The sequence below is a fragment of the Pseudomonas sp. KCJK9058 genome (assembly GCF_046230975.1).
Taxonomy (GTDB): Bacteria; Pseudomonadota; Gammaproteobacteria; order Pseudomonadales; family Pseudomonadaceae; genus Aquipseudomonas; species Aquipseudomonas alloputida.
This window is the reverse complement of sequence record NZ_JBJJLR010000007.1, coordinates 80,248-97,796: the sequence shown is the minus strand read 5'-3', so window position 1 is coordinate 97,796 and position 17,549 is coordinate 80,248. Positions and strand designations below refer to the sequence as shown.

15 protein-coding genes are annotated in these 17,549 nt (G+C 63.5%); 11 read left to right on the top strand and 4 right to left on the bottom strand.

What is annotated here, in order from left to right; genetic code table 11:
• The 9 genes from ACK59Z_RS06825 to ACK59Z_RS06785 all read left to right on the top strand — a co-directional run bounded on the left by ACK59Z_RS06825 (position 1) and on the right by ACK59Z_RS06785 (position 12,055).
• Positions 1 to 1,392 (top strand): cell wall metabolism sensor histidine kinase WalK, encoded by a 1,392-nt coding sequence (locus tag ACK59Z_RS06825; protein WP_108191555.1) that lies wholly within the window; start codon positions 1 to 3, stop codon positions 1,390 to 1,392.
• A gap of 141 nt (positions 1,393 to 1,533) precedes the next feature.
• Complete coding sequence (gene cysM / locus ACK59Z_RS06820) at positions 1,534 to 2,433, top strand: cysteine synthase CysM (RefSeq protein ID WP_003252416.1); 900 nt, start codon at positions 1,534 to 1,536, stop codon at positions 2,431 to 2,433.
• Positions 2,434 to 3,792, top strand: a complete 1,359-nt coding sequence (rlmD, locus tag ACK59Z_RS06815; RefSeq protein WP_003252418.1) for a 23S rRNA (uracil(1939)-C(5))-methyltransferase RlmD — start codon at positions 2,434 to 2,436, stop codon at positions 3,790 to 3,792.
• 96 nt (positions 3,793 to 3,888) lie between these two features.
• Positions 3,889 to 6,129 (top strand): GTP diphosphokinase, encoded by a 2,241-nt coding sequence (relA, locus tag ACK59Z_RS06810; protein WP_003252420.1) that lies wholly within the window; start codon positions 3,889 to 3,891, stop codon positions 6,127 to 6,129.
• Between the two features lie 124 nt (positions 6,130 to 6,253).
• Positions 6,254 to 7,087 carry a nucleoside triphosphate pyrophosphohydrolase gene (mazG, locus tag ACK59Z_RS06805; protein ID WP_003252422.1) on the top strand — a complete coding sequence of 278 codons (834 nt, stop codon included), beginning with the start codon at positions 6,254 to 6,256 and terminating at the stop codon, positions 7,085 to 7,087.
• Between the two features lie 26 nt (positions 7,088 to 7,113).
• Positions 7,114 to 7,653 (top strand): DUF2058 domain-containing protein, encoded by a 540-nt coding sequence (locus ACK59Z_RS06800; protein ID WP_003252424.1) that lies wholly within the window; start codon positions 7,114 to 7,116, stop codon positions 7,651 to 7,653.
• Between the two features lie 310 nt (positions 7,654 to 7,963).
• The gene (locus tag ACK59Z_RS06795; protein WP_108191553.1) at positions 7,964 to 9,304 is read left to right on the top strand and encodes a cytochrome C; all 1,341 of its coding nucleotides are present in this window, start codon (positions 7,964 to 7,966) and stop codon (positions 9,302 to 9,304) included.
• A gap of 4 nt (positions 9,305 to 9,308) precedes the next feature.
• Positions 9,309 to 9,800: a hypothetical protein gene (locus ACK59Z_RS06790; RefSeq protein ID WP_003252427.1), complete on the top strand. Its 492-nt coding sequence runs from the start codon at positions 9,309 to 9,311 to the stop codon at positions 9,798 to 9,800.
• On the top strand, positions 9,797 to 12,055 hold the full coding sequence (locus ACK59Z_RS06785) for a GMC oxidoreductase (protein WP_108191552.1): 2,259 nt from the start codon (positions 9,797 to 9,799) through the stop codon (positions 12,053 to 12,055). Before ACK59Z_RS06790 ends, ACK59Z_RS06785 begins: the two co-directional genes overlap by 4 nt.
• A gap of 100 nt (positions 12,056 to 12,155) precedes the next feature.
• Here the strand turns inward: ACK59Z_RS06785 and ACK59Z_RS06780 are convergent, their stop codons facing one another.
• From ACK59Z_RS06780 to purM, 4 genes are all read right to left on the bottom strand, one after another.
• Positions 12,156 to 12,338: a hypothetical protein gene (locus ACK59Z_RS06780; protein WP_181318783.1), complete on the bottom strand. Its 183-nt coding sequence runs from the start codon at positions 12,336 to 12,338 to the stop codon at positions 12,156 to 12,158.
• A 200-nt stretch (positions 12,339 to 12,538) separates the two neighbouring features.
• Positions 12,539 to 13,249, bottom strand: coding sequence for a DUF3108 domain-containing protein (locus tag ACK59Z_RS06775; RefSeq protein WP_070096280.1), 711 nt, complete (start codon positions 13,247 to 13,249; stop codon positions 12,539 to 12,541).
• Between the two features lie 8 nt (positions 13,250 to 13,257).
• On the bottom strand, positions 13,258 to 13,911 hold the full coding sequence (purN, locus tag ACK59Z_RS06770; protein ID WP_409292666.1) for a phosphoribosylglycinamide formyltransferase: 654 nt from the start codon (positions 13,909 to 13,911) through the stop codon (positions 13,258 to 13,260).
• Positions 13,911 to 14,969 carry a phosphoribosylformylglycinamidine cyclo-ligase gene (gene purM, locus ACK59Z_RS06765; RefSeq protein WP_003252437.1) on the bottom strand — a complete coding sequence of 353 codons (1,059 nt, stop codon included), beginning with the start codon at positions 14,967 to 14,969 and terminating at the stop codon, positions 13,911 to 13,913. Before purM ends, purN begins: the two co-directional genes overlap by 1 nt.
• A 320-nt stretch (positions 14,970 to 15,289) precedes the next feature.
• On the opposite strand from purM, the gene ACK59Z_RS06760 reads away from it, so the two are divergent.
• Positions 15,290 to 16,342, top strand: a complete 1,053-nt coding sequence (locus ACK59Z_RS06760) for a DUF2066 domain-containing protein (protein ID WP_409292664.1) — start codon at positions 15,290 to 15,292, stop codon at positions 16,340 to 16,342.
• A gap of 12 nt (positions 16,343 to 16,354) precedes the next feature.
• On the top strand, positions 16,355 to 17,428 hold the full coding sequence (locus ACK59Z_RS06755; RefSeq protein WP_409292662.1) for an AI-2E family transporter: 1,074 nt from the start codon (positions 16,355 to 16,357) through the stop codon (positions 17,426 to 17,428).
• The last annotated feature ends 121 nt before the right edge of the window (positions 17,429 to 17,549 follow it).

Here is a 17,549-nt window from a genome sequence, read left to right as displayed (position 1 = left end):
ATGCTCGACCGCCATTCGCTGTTCTGGAAGCTGACCATCTTGCTGGTGGGCTTCTGCCTGCTGATGATCGGCCTCAGTTATACCTGGGGCCGACACATGGAAACCCAGAATGCCTTCCTCTCGGAGTCGGCACGGCAGACCCTGCGGGGTTATGCCGCCGAAGCTGAGCAGGCCTGGCGCAGCGGCGGGCGGGAAGGGTTGGACCAGTGGGTGGCGGCCATGCATCAGCGCGAACGGGGCTGGGTCGGCGTGCTCGACATTAACCTGCGCCCGCTCGACAGCGCCTCCCTCAACCCACAGATCATGCAGCGTCTGACACGCCTGCGCGGTGTCGATTGGCCGATGAGTCGGCGCAGTGTCGACCAGCCGTGGGTGCGCATACCGTTCCCGGGGGCGCCGGAGCAGGGCATGCTGGTGATCGAACTGCCGCAGCGCTTCAATCCGGGCCAGCACCGCTTGCTGTGGCGCATTGTCACCAACGGCATCATTCCGGGGCTGTTCACCTTGCTGTTGTGTGTGGGCCTGTACCGCATGTTGATCGTGCCGCTGAATCACCTTCGCGAGCAGGCCAATGCCTGGCGGGCCGATCAGCTGTCGGCCCGCCTGGACTCGCGCACCATCGCCCGGCATGACGAGCTGGGCGAACTGGCGCGTGCCTTTGACCAGATGGCCGAGCGGCTGCAAGGCACGGTGGCTATGCAGCAGCAGTTGCTGCGCGACCTGTCCCACGAAATGCGTACGCCGCTGAGCCGGTTGCGGGTGGCCTGCGATGGTGAAACCGACCTGCAGCGTTTGCGTGATCGCCTGATCCGTGAAGTGGACTGCATGCAGCAACTGGTCGAAGACACCCTGCAACTGGCCTGGCAGGACGCCGAGCGTGCGCCGATGAACCTTGAGCCGATCGAGGTCCACGCCTTGTGGGAGTTGCTGGCCGAAAATGCCAGCTACGAGAGCGGCTGGTCGCCTGCGCAACTGCGCTGCGAAGTACCGGCCGACTGCTGGGTGCAGGGCAACCTCAACCACCTGGCTCAGGCGCTGGAGAACATCTTGCGCAATGCCATTCGCCACTCGCCGGCCGAGGGTGTGGTGCGGTTGGGTGGGCAGCGTGAGGGCAGCTATTGGTGGCTGTGGCTTGAGGATGAGGGTGGCGGTGTCGCTGAAGAGGACCTGGAACGGATCTTCGCGCCGTTCTCGCGGTTGGACGGTTCGCGGCCCGGGGATGGTGGCTTCGGCCTGGGGCTGAGCATCGCCCGCAGTGCCATCCAGCGCCAGGGCGGCACCTTGTGGGCGCAGAATGGCAAACGCGGGTTGCGCTTGTGGATGAGGTTGCCGTTGCATGTGCCGGCCGCTTCGCGGGTAAACCCGCTCCTGCAGGCTAGCGAATCCCCGTAGGAACGGGTTTACCCGCGAAGCGGCCAGCACATGTCACACCGTTATAGCTTGTAGCTATATGCACTACAGATTGCGTGATATGGCCGCGAAGGGTTTGCCGGTATGATAGGCACCCCCGCCGTCCGGATTGCGAAATACGCCATGACCGTGCAGTACCCAACCATCGCCGATTGCGTCGGCAATACGCCACTGGTTCGCCTGCAGCGCATCGCTGGCGAAACCAGCAATACCCTCCTGCTCAAGCTCGAAGGTAACAATCCTGCCGGCTCGGTGAAAGACCGCCCGGCACTGTCGATGATCGCTCGCGCCGAACTGCGCGGCCAGATCAAGCCAGGCGATACCCTGATCGAAGCCACCTCCGGCAACACCGGCATCGCCCTGGCGATGGCGGCGGCGATCAAGGGCTACAAGATGATTCTGATCATGCCCGACAACTCCACCGCCGAGCGCAAGGCCGCCATGACGGCCTATGGCGCCGAGCTGATCCTGGTGACCAAGGAGGAGGGGATGGAAGGCGCCCGTGACCTGGCCGAGAAGCTGCAGGCCGAAGGCCGTGGCCTGGTGCTCGACCAGTTCGCCAACGGCGACAACCCGATCGCCCACTACAACAGCACCGGCCCGGAGATCTGGCAGCAGACCCAGGGCACCATTACCCATTTCGTCAGCTCCATGGGGACCACCGGTACCATCATGGGCTGCTCGCAGTACCTCAAGGAACAGAACCCCGCGGTGCAGATCATCGGCCTGCAACCGATGGAAGGCTCGGCTATTCCGGGGATTCGCCGTTGGCCCGAGGAATACCTGCCGAAAATCTTCGACGCCACCCGCGTCGACCGCGTGGTCGACATGTCGCAGCAGGAAGCCGAAGACACCACCCGTCGCCTTGCGCGTGAAGAGGGCATTTTCTGCGGCGTGTCTTCTGGTGGTGCGGTCGCGGCCATGTTGCGCCTGTCCCGCGAAGTGGAAAATGCGGTCATGGTTGCGATCATTTGCGACCGCGGCGACCGTTATCTGTCCACTGGCCTGTTTGATCCACGCTAAATGTCCAAGAAAAAAAGCAACAGCGGCCTGCGCTTCCAGCCGGCCGGCGGCAATCGCACCCCCCAGGTCCCAGTGGGCAAGAAGCAGCGCCTGGACATCGAGCGCCTGGCCGGTGACGGCCGTGGCATTGCCTTCCTCGACGGGCGTACCTGGTTCGTCAGCGGCGCCTTGGCCGGTGAGGCCGTGGAGGCGCGGGTGCTCAACGCCCGTGGCAAAGTGGTCGAGGCACGCCTGGAGCGGTTGCTGCAGGCCGCGCCCGAGCGCCGTGAGGCGCCATGTCGCTACTACGACCGCTGCGGTGGCTGCAACCTGCAGCACCTGCCGCACGACGCGCAACTGGCGCTGAAGCAGCGCACCCTCGCCGAGCAGTTGCAGCGGGTGGCCGGCGTGCAACCCGAGGCGTGGGCTGCCCCCCTGAGCGGGCCGGAATTCGGCTACCGGCGCCGCGCCCGTGTGGCCGTGCGCTGGGACGTCAAGGCGCGTCAGCTGGAGGTGGGTTTCCGCGCCGAAGCCAGCCAGGACATCATTGCCATCGACGATTGTGCAGTGCTGGTACAACCCTTGCAGTCCATTTTGCGCCACTTGCCGACGGTGCTGCGTTCGTTGAGCAAGCCGCAGGCGCTGGGCCATGTAGAGCTGTTCAGTGGCACCGCCGAGGCGGTTCTGGTGCGCCACGTCGCGCCGTTGCCGGCTGAGGACCAGGCCAGGTTGCAAGCGTTCTGCGAGCAGGCCAACGCCCAGCTGTGGCTGCAAGGCGAAGGTGAGCCGGCGCCCGTGGACCCAGCGGCGCAGTTGGGCTTTGCCCTGGCACCTTGGCAGCTGGAGCTGGCCTGGCGCCCGGGCGATTTCGTGCAGGTGAATGCCCAGGTCAATACGGCGATGATCGAGCAGGCCCTGGCCTGGCTCGCGCCACAAGCCGACGAGCGTGTGCTGGACTTGTTCTGCGGTCTGGGCAACTTTGCCCTGCCGCTGGCCCGCCAGGCGCGTGAGGTGGTGGCAGTGGAAGGTGTACAGGCCATGGTCGATCGGGCCGCGGCCAATGCCCGGAACAACAATGTGCATAACGCACGGTTTTTTCAGGCCGATTTATCGCAGCCTTTGGCAGGCACCGGATGGGCCGCCGAGGGCTTTTCTGCGGTACTCTTGGATCCACCGCGCGACGGTGCTTTCGAGGTGGTGCAAGGCATCGCCCGCCTCAAGGCCAGAAGGCTGGTCTACGTATCGTGCAACCCGGCCACGCTGGCGAGAGACGCCCAAGTGCTGGTCGGCCAGGGGTACCGGTTAAAAAGGGCCGGGATTCTCGACATGTTTCCTCAGACGGCGCATGTCGAGGCCATGGCGTTATTCGAAGCGGGCTAGCTGACTGGCCCCTTGGTGCGGTTGCCACGGAATGGCGGCCGCACGGTGATCGCCAGCACACCCGTATGGTGTGCTGCATGGAAAGGTAAAACAAAGATGGTACAGGTGAGAGTGCACCAGCCGGTCAACACCGACGGCAGTATCAATCTCGAAGCATGGTTGGACCATGTGGTAAGCGTCGATTCGGCACTGGATCGCGCAGCGCTGAAAGAAGCCTGCGAGTTTGCTCTTGAGGTAGAGAAAAAGGGCAACCCGGCCAAGCATTCCTGGGCGGATGGTACGTCCAGCTTCCAGGCAGGCCTGGAAATCGCCGAAATTCTTGCTGACCTCAAGCTCGACCAGGACTCTCTGGTGGCTGCGGTCATCTACCGCTCGGTGCGCGAGGGTAAGGTCACCCTCGCCGAGGTCAGCCAGCGTTTTGGCCCGGTGGTGTCCAAGCTGATCGACGGCGTGCTGCGCATGGCCGCCATCAGTGCCAGCCTCAGCCCACGACAGTCGCTGGTGCTGGGCTCGCAGGCGCAGGTCGAGAACCTGCGCAAGATGCTGGTGGCCATGGTTGACGACGTGCGCGTGGCGCTGATCAAGCTGGCCGAACGCACGTGCGCAATCCGGGCGGTCAAGTCCGCCGATGACGAGAAACGCCTGCGTGTCGCGCGTGAAGTGTTCGACATCTACGCGCCGCTCGCGCACCGCCTGGGTATCGGTCACATCAAGTGGGAGCTGGAAGACCTGTCCTTCCGCTACCTGGAGCCCGACCAGTACAAGCAGATCGCCAAGCTGTTGCATGAGCGGCGGCTGGACCGCGAGCGCTTCATCAGCGACGTGATGAACCAGTTGCAGAACGAGTTGCTCGCCACTGGCGTAAATGCCGACATCAGCGGTCGGGCGAAACATATCTATTCGATCTGGCGCAAAATGCAGCGCAAAGGCCTGGAGTTCAGCCAGATCTACGACGTGCGTGCGGTGCGCGTGCTGGTGCCGGAAATCCGCGACTGCTACACCGCGCTGGGCATCGTGCACACCTTGTGGCGGCATATTCCCAAGGAGTTCGACGACTACATCGCCAACCCCAAGGAGAACGGCTACCGCTCGTTGCACACTGCGGTAATCGGCCCCGAGGGCAAGGTGCTGGAGGTGCAGATCCGTACCCACGGCATGCACGAAGAGGCCGAACTTGGGGTATGCGCCCACTGGCGCTACAAGGGCACCGACGTCAAGCCCAGCTCCAACCACTACGAAGAAAAGATTTCCTGGTTGCGCCAGGTGCTGGAATGGCACGAAGAGCTGGGCGACATCGGTGGCCTGGCCGAGCAGTTGCGGGTCGACATCGAGCCTGACCGGGTCTATGTGTTCACCCCCGACGGCCACGCCATCGACCTGCCCAAAGGCGCCACGCCACTGGACTTTGCCTACCGCGTGCACACCGAGATCGGCCACAACTGCCGCGGCGCGAAGATCAACGGCCGTATCGTGCCGCTGAACTACAGCCTGCAGACTGGCGAGCAGGTGGAGATCATCACCAGCAAGCACGGCAACCCTAGCCGTGACTGGTTGAACTCCAACCTGGGCTACGTGACCACCTCGCGGGCGCGGGCCAAGATCGTCCACTGGTTCAAATTGCAGGCCCGCGACCAGAACGTTGCTGCCGGCAAGACCTTGCTTGAGCGCGAGCTCAGTCGTCTGGGCCTGCCGCAGGTTGATTTCGAGCGGCTGGCCGAGAAGACCAACGTCAAGACCGCCGAGGACATGTTTGCCTCGCTCGGTGCTGGCGACCTGCGCCTGGCTCATCTGGTCAACGCTGCCCAGCAGTTGCTGGAGCCTGAGCGTATCGAGCAGATCGAGCTGGTGCCGCGCAAGCCTACCGGGCCGCGTACCGGCAAGCGTGGCGACATTCAGATCCAGGGTGTCGGCAACCTGTTGACACAGATGGCCGGCTGCTGCCAGCCGCTACCGGGCGATGCCATTGTCGGTTACATCACCCAGGGCCGTGGCGTGAGCATTCATCGCCAGGACTGCGCCTCGGTACTGCAGCTGGCGGGCAAGGAGCCAGAGCGCATGATCCAGGTGAGCTGGGGGCCGATCCCGGTGCAGACCTACCCGGTCGACATCGTCATCCGTGCCTACGACCGCCCGGGCCTGCTGCGCGATGTGTCGCAGGTGCTGCTGAACGAGAAGATCAACGTGCTGGCGGTGAATACCCGTTCGAACAAGGAAGACAACACCGCGCTGATGTCGCTGACCATCGAGATTCCAGGCCTGGACGCGCTGGGGCGCCTGCTGGGGCGGATCTCGCAGTTGCCGAACATCATCGAGACGCGGCGTAATCGTACCCCTTGAGACCGGGGCGTCTGCTTCGCGGGCTTGCCCGCTCCCACAGGATGGATGCAGGTTTCGAAATCTGCACCGTACCTGTGGGAGCGGGCAAGCCCGCGAAGAAGCCACCACCGAAGGACCTGCCTGTATGACCTACACCCTTGACGACCTGCTGCATCTCATGGCCCGCCTGCGCGACCCGCAGTACGGCTGCCCGTGGGACCTGAAGCAGAACTACGCCAGCATCGTCCCACACACTATCGAAGAGGCCTACGAGGTCGCTGACACCATTGAGCGCGGCGATTTCGAGCACTTGCAAGGCGAGCTGGGCGATTTGCTTTTCCAGGTGGTCTACTACAGCCAGCTGGCCCGCGAAGAAGGGCGTTTCGAGTTCGATGGCGTGGTCGACAGCATCACCCGCAAGCTCATCCGCCGCCACCCGCACGTATTCCCCACTGGCGAGCTGTACGCGCCGGTGGATACGCCCAGCCTGAGCGAAGCCCAGGTCAAGTCGCGCTGGGAAGAAATCAAGGCCGAAGAGCGCGCGGAGAAGAGCCAGCCCGAACAGCTGTCGCTGCTTGATGACGTGCCGGCAACCTTGCCGGCGCTGTCGCGGGCAGCCAAACTGCAAAAACGTGCGGCCACGGTCGGTTTCGACTGGCCGGCGGCGTTGCCGGTGCTGGACAAGGTCCGCGAAGAGCTGGATGAAGTGCTGCAGGCCATGGCCGACGGCGACGCCGATGCGCTGGAAGATGAAGTCGGCGACTTGCTGTTTGCTGCGGTCAACCTGGCCCGCCACCTCAAGCAAGACCCAGAGCATGCGCTGCGCCGCGCCAATCGCAAGTTCGAGCGACGTTTCCGTTTTATCGAACAGGCATTGCGCGACAGTGGCCGCCCCATTGAAGATTGTGACCTTGACGAGCTGGATGCCCTTTGGGGGGAAGCCAAACGTCAGGAAAAGAACCTGCCCAGCTGCGGCTGAGCTGTTGCATAAGTGAGTGAATATTCATGAGCCTTTCCCTTCGCGACCAATTGCTCAAAGCCGGTCTGGTCAACCAGAAACAGGTCTCGCAGACCAACAAAGCTGAAAAGAAACAGAAGCGTATGGAGCACAAAGGCCAGGTCGAAGTCGACGACAGCCAGCAGCGCATGGCCAAGGAAGCCATGGCTGAAAAAGCCCGGCGTGACCAGGAACTGAACCGCCAGCAGCAGGAAAAGGCCGAGCAGAAGGCCCGTGCCGCGCAGGTCAAGCAACTGATCGAGGCCACTCGCCTACCCAAACTGAGCACCGAGGATTACTACAACTTCGTCGACGACAAGAAGGTCAAGCGCATTGCCGTCAACGCCCTGATGCGCACCAAGCTGAGCAACGGCGCGCTGGCCGTGGTAGCCCATGCCGGTGGTTACGAGGTTATCCCCCGTGAGGCCGCATTGAAGATCCAGGAGCGCGACCCTGGCCGTATTCTGCTGCTCAACAGCCATGTCGAGGAAACGGACGAAGACGACCCGTACGCGGCTTACAAGATCCCTGATGATCTGATGTGGTAACCACGAAAATCCCGCCTTGGCGTTAATGCGGTTCATTCAAGATCGCAGGGCCGCTCTGCGGCCCTTTCGCGACACGCGCGTTCTCAAGAAGACGCTGGCCTTGCGTCGCGAAAGGGTTCGCCGCTCACCGAACCGGCGCGGTTAATCACTTGTACTATCGTCTTGGTTCCCTCCGTTCGTCGGACATTTCTTAGGGTTCCGGCACAACGGCTAGCCTCCAGCTTAGCGTCAGGGATAGCGCTGAACATTCGGTCCAGGAAGGGCCAGTACGCCTCGTCGTCCCGACGCTTTATCTGCTGAGGAGACGACAATGAAAATAACCCTGAAACGGTTGGCGTGCCTGGGTGCGAGCTTCACCAGCGCGTTCGCCATGGCCGATGCGGCCAGCCCGCCGGTGCTGTCACCTGCGATTCCCTTCGATGTCACCGCCAATCCCCCCTTCACCCTGGACAACCTGCAACACGATTTCGACGTGCTGTCGTGGCAAACCTTCGTCGCCCTGAACTGGCCCGCCAACGCCGACGGCAGTGCCAACACCTCGGCGAAGATCGGCGCGCCCGGCAAGACCGTGTGGGAGTCGTGGAAAGAAAGCTACGAGATCTTTCTGCCCAAGGGTCAGAAACCCGTCGCCTGGGACCAGCAGGCGCCCGTGCCCGCGGCCTGCCAAGGCAAGGGTGACTTGCCGGTGCTGCAACAGATGGGCAAGGTCGCCGGGGTGCTCGATGAGTTCATCCAGCCGTTCAAGACCGGCCCGCTGGTCGACCAAAGCGGCACCTACACGCGCAACGCGATCATGGTCAACCAGCCAATGTTCGATGACATCGTCAACAATGGCCTGTACAGCAAGGAAGGCCAGCAAGCGTTCCTGAGCAAGGCCGACAACCGCATCGCTTTCGCCTGCGGTTCGCAGAAGGCCCAGCAGGTCGGCGCGATCATGGTCAAGTCGGCCTGGAAAGTGCTCGGTGGCAGCGACAACCCGCAGGAGTTCCACGCCGTCGACGCGCTGGTCTACACCCCCGGCAACGCCGACCCGAACAAGGGGGCAGTGATCCCCGAATCGTGCAATGCGCAGAAGGTCGGGCTGGTAGGCCTGCACATCGTGCACAAGACCGAGGGCGCACCGCAGTGGGTATGGTCGACGTTCGAGCACGTGCGCAACGTGCCGGAAAAGACCACGCCAATGAACGAGCGCAAGGGGCCCTACCTGTTCTACGACGCCCAGGCCGGCAACCGCCCGGTGAACGAGCCGCCCGCGCAACCGTGGGACCCGTCGAAGAAGGCCATCCCCTCGCAGATCGTGCGTGACATTCCCATCACCGCCGCCACCCAACAGCTCAACGCGCAGTGGCAAGGCGCTCTCAAGGGCACGGTGTGGGCCAACTACCACCTGATCAGCACCCAGTGGCCCACCGACCCGGCCGATGACTGCCAGGTGCCGTCGCCGACCAACCCGCTAGGTACGCCTGCGCCGAACTTCCTGGCTAACGCCACCCTGGAGACCTACAACCAGGGCACCACCCCGCAGGCCTCGTCCAGCTGCATGGAGTGCCACAACAACGCGACCACCCGCGTGACCCAGTCGCCACGCACCAGCTTCGCCGATTTCACTTTCCTGCTTGAACGTGCCCAATCCACCGGCGCCAAGGAGTGATGCCATGAGCGACCAGAACCTGCAAAACTTCATCGGCTTGTCCGCCGTGCTCACTGGCCTGTCGGCCAAGCTGCTGGCGCCTTCCGTCGACCCGATCAACCTGCCGCCGGTGTTCTTCGCCACCGCCCAGCAAGGCATGGGCCTTGAGGCGTTCAGCAGCCTGCTGGAGCTGTACGCCAGCATCCAGAGCCAGCCGCCCGCGCAAATCGCCAGTGCCGTGCTCGCTAACGCGAACCCGCAAATCGCCCAGGGCGCCCGCTCGATCATGAAGCTGTGGCTGCTCGGCAGTTGGTACCAACCCTACGACCTGGGCAACGCCCGCACGGGTGACACGCGTGTGGTCTCCGACCAGGCCTACAAGGAGAGCTGGGCGTGGAAGATCGCCCAATCCCACCCCATGGGCTACAGCCAGTTCCACTTCGGATACTGGGGTGAGCAGCCACCGACCCTCAAGCAATTCACCGGTGTCGACGCCAAGGAAGGGCAGCAGCCATGAGCAATGTACAAACCCAGAACATCGAAACTGCCGATGTGATCGTGGTGGGCGCCGGCATGGCCGGCAGTGTCATGGCCTACCAGTTGGGCCTGGCCGGGTTGAAAGTGCTGGTGCTCGAATCGGGCCCGGCCATTCCGCCCAATCGCAGCGAGTACCTGGAGCGCTTCTACACCGCGGTGCTCAAGGCGCCCGAGTCGCCGTACCCACCTGAGCAGAGCGAGCAGACCCCGGCCACGCAGTTCGCGCCACGGGCGACCATCCAGGACCTGATCACCGCGGGTAGCCAAGATCCGAACAAGGCGCAGAAGAGCTACCTGGTGCAGAAGGGGCCGCACCTGTTCGCCAGCACCTACGAGCGGGTAGGCGGCGGCACCATGTGGCACTGGATGGGCACGGCCCTGCGCCTGTTGCCCAACGACTTTCGCATGCGCACTGCGTACAACGTCGGGGTCGACTGGCCGCTCAGTTACGACGACCTGCAGACTGCCTACTGCCGCGCCGAGGAAGAGATGGGCGTGTCCGCGGATGTCGCCTCGCAGACTTACCTGGGCGTGACCTTTCCGCAGGGCTACAAATACAGCATGCATGGCATCCCGCCGTCGCTGGTCGACCAAGGCCTGGGCAAGCACGTCACGGGCACCGTGTACCAAAGCCCGGAGAAGGGGCCTGACGGCAAGCCGTACCCAGGTGTCACCCTCAACGTCCGGCAGACCCCGGCCGGGCGCAACTCGCAGAATGACAACGGCCGCCGGGTGTGCGCTGGCAACACCAGCTGCACGCCGATCTGCCCGATCCAGGCCAAGTACGACGCCACCGTGACCATGGCCAAGGCACTGGATACCGGCAACGTGCGCATCCTTTACCAGACCGTGGCGAGCCAGGTACAGGTCGATGCCAATGGGGTCACGGGCATTGATTTCATCCAGTACCAGAACAACGGTACGCGCCAGAACGGCACGGCCCAGGGCAAACGCTACGTAATCGCCGCCCACGCGATCGAAACGCCGAAGTTGCTGCTCAACTCCATCGGTCCGAACAGCCCTAAAGGGGTCGCCAACAGCAGCGGCCAGGTCGGCCAGGCGTTGGCAGACCACCCGGTGTACCTGGCCTGGGGGCTTATGCCCGAAGGCAAGCCGCTGTTCCCGTTCCGTGGGCCGTTGTCAACCTCGGGGATTGAGGACATGCGCGATGGCCCGTTCCGCAGCCAGCGTGCCGCCTGGCGTATCGAAATCGGCAACGAGGGCTGGAACTGGTCGGTGAACGACCCCTACACCTCGGTCTGCGATTTCATCGACGGCACCAACCACGGCGGCGCTAACCCCAGCAAGCTGGCGTTGTCCGGCCAGGCGCTGGTGCAGCAGCTCAACAGCGTGCTGACCCGCCAGTTCCGTCTGGGCTTCTTGGTCGAGCAGGTGGAGAAAGACCCCGATAATGCGCTGTGCCGGGTGGAGAGGAGTACGGAGTTCGCCGACGGCTTGGGCCTGCCTCGGCCGCAGATCACCTACGAACTGTCCGACTACACCAAGGAGGGTTTCAAGCAGGCGCGCCTGGCCGCCACGCACATCATCACCGAGCTGATGGGCGCTACCGAGCTGACCGACCTGAACCCTAAGCTCGAGCCCGGCTCGCAAACGGTGTTCGAGTACGACGGCCAGAACTACGCGTTCTACGGCGCTGGCCACCTGATGGGCACCTACCGCATGGGCTCGGACCGCACCAAGTCGGTGGTGGACAAGGACCAGCGCAGCTGGGACCACCCCAACCTGTTCCTGGTCGGCGACGGCGTGTTCCCCACTACCGGCACCGCCAACCCGACCTTGACCATCACCGCGTTGACGTTCCAGGCCGCCGACGTGGTGGCCAGCGACCTGCTCAAGCGCACCGTGCAGGTGCAGGCCAACCAGGCATGGCAGGGCACGGGCATGCAGGTCAATGGGCAGAGCTGGCAGTTGGCGGTATGCACGGGCGGGCAGTGGACAGCGAACCCGGCCACCGGCATGGTTGGCGCGGCGGGCAACCCAAGGTTGATCGCCAAGCCCGGTTATGCCTTGCCTGGTCAACCGGAAGGGGCGTTGATCGGGCGTATCGGCAACAGCGGTGCGCCGTTCCTGGTCGGCAACCAGGTGCAATTGCCGCGTGGCCAGCAAGGTGAGCTGCAGCTGTGCATCAATGACGACCTGGACGGGCGTTACGGGGCTGGCCTGAGCGATAACCTGGGCAGCCTGTCGGTAGAGGTGCGTTTCGGGGCGGTGTAGGCCCTGACATGGCAACCCCACAATGCTCCGGTAATGCCGCAGTATTGTGGGGTTGCTCACTCAGCCCTGGTGAGTCAGGGGGTCGCCGCAATGGGCAGGGTCATTGCGTGGTGCGCTGTTTTTCCAGGTCTTCAAGCTCTACGCGGTATTGGTGTGCTTCGTGTTCGTTATGGAACATGCCCACCAGTTGACCTTGTTGGTACACATCCCAGATCCGCACGCCAGCGGCCAGGCCTTCGTGGGACATTCTCGATTCGTCGCGTTCGGTTACTTGGACAGTCATCGGTAAACTCCACTTCTTCAAGATGGCTGCGACAGTGTGTCGCACGTCTTCTTTATAGAGTTTGTTAGCAGGCTAAGTAAGTAAAACAGGCATGAAACAAGTTTCATGAAGCTCAAAGGGATGCTGCCTGGGTGGGCTTTTTCGCAGCAAAGAAAAGCCCCGCACTGGGCGGGGCTTCAGGTGTTGCAGGCAGTGTGCGATCAGTTTCCCTTCACCGGCTTGCCATCGACCGTGCCATCCTGCAGCACGATCACGTACTCCTTGCCATCGGTCTCTACCTGGCGCAGTTGCACCAGCAGGTAGTCCCAGTTCTTGGCGAACCACAGCTCGGTGATGCGCTTGCTCTGGCTGGGATCGCGCACGCGCTCGACCTTCACGGCATCGACCTGGCCGGTCTTGGTGGTGACCTTTTCGGTGCCCAGTACGCGGAAGTCGTAGGTGTCGATCTCGTCGCCGTCCACCACCTGGTAGGTCATGCTCTTCTTGCCCGCGGCTACGTCGTGCTGCAGGGCCAACTGGTAGGAGGACTTGTCCAGTACGCCGCGGTTCAGTGTCAGGTTGACGGCATCGCCACGGTCGCTGCCGGTGATCTTCTTGGTGCTCCAGTCGAAGTTCAGGTCGACCTTCTTGGCCTTGCCCAGGCCGCCACGCTCGAAGTGGTACTTCTGTGGCAGCAGGGTGTCGTTGTCCAGGCGCAGGGTGCTTTGCTCGGTCAAGCTGGCGATCATCATGGAAGCCTTGAAGTTAAGGTCCCAGGTACCGTTGGCATTTTTGACCAGGCTGCGCTCGGCGGTGCCGCTCATGGGCAGCTGCTTCCAGTCGGCGGTGTAGCTGGCCGAGAAGGGCTTCAGTTCAGCTGCCTGGAGGGGCAGGGCGAGCACGGCGAGAGCCAAGAGCAGGGCGCGACGCATAAATTCTCCTAGGATCGAATCAAGTGACCGCTGGCCGCCAGTGGCTGGCCGTCCAGTAATGCACCGTGTTCGCCGAGACGCAAGCGCCCTTCAGCGAACCAGCGCACCGCCAGTGGGTAGATCAGGTGTTCCTGATGGTGTACCCGCTGTGCCAGGCTTTCGACGGTGTCATCAGACGCCACCGGTACCACAGCCTGTACGACCAGTGGGCCGCCATCGAGTTCCTCAGTCACGAAGTGTACGCTGCAGCCATGCTCGGCGTCGCCAGCTTCCAATGCCCGGCGATGCGTATGCAGGCCCTTGTACTTGGGCAGCAGCGACGGGTGGATGTTGAGCAGACGGCCCTGATAGTGGCGCACGAAGTCGCCACTGAGGATGCGCATGAAACCGGCCAGCACGACCAGGTCCGGGGCAAAGCCGTCGATGCGCGCCATCAGCGCGGCATCGAAGGCTTCACGGCCGTCGAACTGGGTGTGGTCGAGCACGACGCTGTCGATGCCGGCCGCTGCGGCGCGTTGCAGGCCGTAGGCATCGGCGCGGTTGGAAACCACCGCGCGGATACGCACCGGGTTGTCCTGCCCTTGGCAGCTGTCGATCAGGGCTTGCAGGTTGCTGCCGGAGCCCGACAGCAGTACCACTACATTGCAGGTCTTGCTCGGCATCAGTGTGCCTTGAGGTTCTGCAGCTCGACCTGGGCAGCGCCTTCGGCGGCTTCGGCGATGTGGCCGATTACCCACGGTTGCTCACCGGCGGCGCGCAGTTCGTTCAGGGCGGCTTCGACCTGGTCCTGGGCCACGCAGATGACCATGCCCACGCCGCAGTTCAGTACGCGGTGCATTTCGTGCTCGTCGACGTTGCCTTTTTCCTGCAGGAAGTCGAACACCGCCGGGCGCTGCCAGCTGGCCACGTCAACCACGGCCTGGGCGTTTTTCGGCAGTACGCGCGGGATGTTGTCCAGCAGGCCGCCGCCGGTGATGTGGGCCATGGCCTTGACGGCGCCGGTGTTTTTGATCAGCTGCAGCAGCGGTTTGACGTAGATGCGGGTCGGCGCCATCAGCAGGTCGGTCAGCGGCTTGCCGTCCAGCTGGGTGTTCTCGATATCGGTAGCCGACACTTCGAGGATCTTGCGGATCAGCGAGTAGCCGTTGGAGTGCGGGCCCGAGGACGGCAGGGCGATCAGCGCATCACCGGTGGCAACCTTGGAGCCGTCGATGATTTCGGCCTTTTCCACCACGCCTACGCAGAAACCGGCCAGGTCGTAGTCTTCGCCTTCGTACATGCCAGGCATTTCGGCGGTTTCACCACCGACCAGCGAGCAGCCGGCCAGTTCGCAACCGGCGCCGATGCCGGTGACCACGGTGGCGGCCACGTCAACGTTCAGCTTGCCAGTGGCGTAGTAGTCGAGGAAGAACAGCGGCTCGGCGCCGCAAACGACCAGGTCGTTGACGCACATGGCGACCAGGTCCTGGCCGATGCTGTCGTGCTTGTTCAGGTTCAGCGCCAGGCGCAGCTTGGTGCCGACGCCGTCGGTGCCGGAGACCAGCACCGGCTGTTTGTAGCCGGCCGGGATCTCGCAGAGGGCGCCGAAGCCGCCCAGGCCACCCATGACTTCAGGGCGTGCGGTGCGTTTTGCCACGCCCTTGATGCGTTCGACCAGTGCTTCGCCGGCGTCGATGTCTACACCGGCGTCCTTGTAGCTCAGGGAGGGTTGCTTGCTCATTGATCCAGGCCTTTAGGAGGGAGGGATTCTTAAAAACGACCATGACGGCCAAGGCCGGCTGATAAGCGGCGGCGGTCTGAAACGTCAGTGGTCTGTGAAGGCGCGCGATTTTATCAGGGTTGCCGGGCAGCGGCCATCCTCAGGCCGACGGGCAGGGCGGTAATTGTTGAAAAAAGCGGGAGGGTGGTTGATGCGGTTGCATGTGTATAAGCTGCAAGCAACGAGCTTGCGGCTGCACGACAATGCAGCTTGGCGCTCGGCCTGCTTTTTCTTGCAGCTTGAAGCTTACGGCTTGAAGCTCGACTGGACAGGAATCCTCCATGCGTTTGTTCAATATTCTGGCAGCCGGTTGCCTGGCCCTGATCTCGGCCACGGCCCTGGCTGAAAATGTCTCCGGCCTTTATCAGGTGCGCGAGCCGGTCACCGGGCCGGGCGCCGAAGCCCGTACCGCGGCCACAGTCAAAGCCCTGGACACGTTGGTGCAGCGTCTGACCGGTGACCCGAAGGCCGTGCAGAGCCCTGCATTGGCCGAGCTGCGCAAGGACCCACAGCAGATCATCAACCAGGTGGGCAGCGAAGCCGGCCCGCCTGAGTCGGTCGTGGTCGAGTTCGACCCCGGTAGCACCGAGCGGGCTTTGCGCAAGGCTGGCCTGGCTTTGTGGGGCAGTAACCGGCCCTCGATACTGGGGTGGTGGTTGAACGACACCGTTGAGGGCAGCAACCTGGTCGGTGATGGCCAGGCCAGTGCCCAACCCCTGCGCCGCGCCGCCCAGCACCGTGGTCTGCCGTTGCGCTTGCCGCTGGCCGACTTGCAGGAGCAGCTGGTCGCCAATGCCAAGCAGGTCGAAGGCAACGATCCGGCACCGCTGCGCGAAGCTTCCGAGCGCTACGGCGCCGATGCTTTGCTGGCGGTACATGCCCAGGAAGCCGACGGCAAGTGGCAGGGCAAGTGGCAGCTGTGGCTGGGCGACCAGCGTGAGCAGGGCACTGCCGAGGGCGCCGACCAGGCCGCCTTGGCTGACGCGGTGATGATGGCGGTAAGCAGCCGCCTGGCGCCGCGCTACGTTACCCGGCCGGGTGCCAGCAGCCAGTTGCAGGTGCAAGTGCAGGGCATGAACCTGCAGCGCTATGCCGAACTGGCTCGCGTGCTGGAGCCCTATGGCCCACGCTTGCAGGCGGCTGAAGGCACTACCCTGACCTACGGGGTTACGGGCAATCGTGAACAGCTGCGTGCCCAGCTTGGCCTGGCCAAGCTGCAGGAAGTGCCGGTCGAGCAGGCACCGCCAGCACCGGCCACGCCAGCACCGGCAGTGGATGCCGCAGCCGCGCAGCCCGCACCCAAGCCGTTCGACGGCTTGCGTTTTCGCTGGTAAGGGGCGCTTACCGTGACTGACATGCGTCGCTGGATCTGGCTGGGCGCTGCACTGCTGATCGCTGTGCTGCTTTATAGCCTGCACAATATTCTTACGCCGTTCCTGGTCGGCATCATGCTGGCCTACCTGGCCGACCCGCTGGTCGATCGTCTCGAGCGCCTGGGGCTTTCGCGTACCTGGGGTGTGGTGGTGGTGTTCGGCCTGTTCACCCTGTTGCTGTTGGCGTTGTTGCTCGTGCTTGTGCCGATGCTGGCCAAGCAGCTGGTGCGCCTGTACCAGCTGGCGCCGCAGATGCTCGACTGGCTTGAGCATGTCGCGCTGCCGTGGGTACAGGGCCGCCTTGGCCTGGCCGATGGTTTCTGGAAGTTCGACAAGATCAAGGCCGCCATCGGCGCGCACATGGGGCAGACCACCGATATCGTCGGCATGCTGCTGTCCCAGGCCACCGCCTCAAGCCTGGCGTTGGTGGCCTGGCTGGCCAACATGGTGCTGATTCCGGTAGTGGGCTTCTATCTGCTGCGCGATTGGGACTTGATGATGGGCAAGCTGCGCGGCCTGCTGCCGCGCCAGCGTGAGCCGCAAGTGATGGGCCTGGCAGGTGAATGCCATGAAGTGCTGGGGGCATTCGTGCGCGGGCAACTGATGGTGATGCTGGCCCTGGGCGTCATCTATTCAGCCGGCCTGATGCTGGTGGGGCTCGAACTCGGTCTGCTGATCGGCATGCTTGCAGGCCTTGCGGCCATTGTGCCTTACATGGGCTTCATCATTGGCATTGGTGCCGCGCTGGTGGCCGGCCTGTTCCAGTTCGGTGGCGACCTGTATCCGATGCTGGGCATCGTTGCGGTGTTCATGGTCGGGCAGGCGCTGGAGGGTATGGTGCTGACCCCTCTGCTGGTGGGCGATCGCATCGGCCTGCACCCGGTTGCGGTGATCTTTGCCATCCTCGCCGGGGGTGAACTGTTCGGCTTTACCGGTGTGCTGCTGGCGCTGCCGGTGGCGGCGGTGATCATGGTGCTGCTGCGGCATGTGCATGCCCTGTACAAGGAATCGGATATGTACGCCGGGAACATCGACCCGGAGCTTTGAACCCCCTGTGTTTCGTCTTGAGCTGTTTCGCGCGCGCGAAATTGAGCGCCGCCTCGCGGCGCCCGATCTCGCGGGCGCTGAGCACGGTTTGTCCTGCATCCGTCGTTCGCTTGTGCAGCGC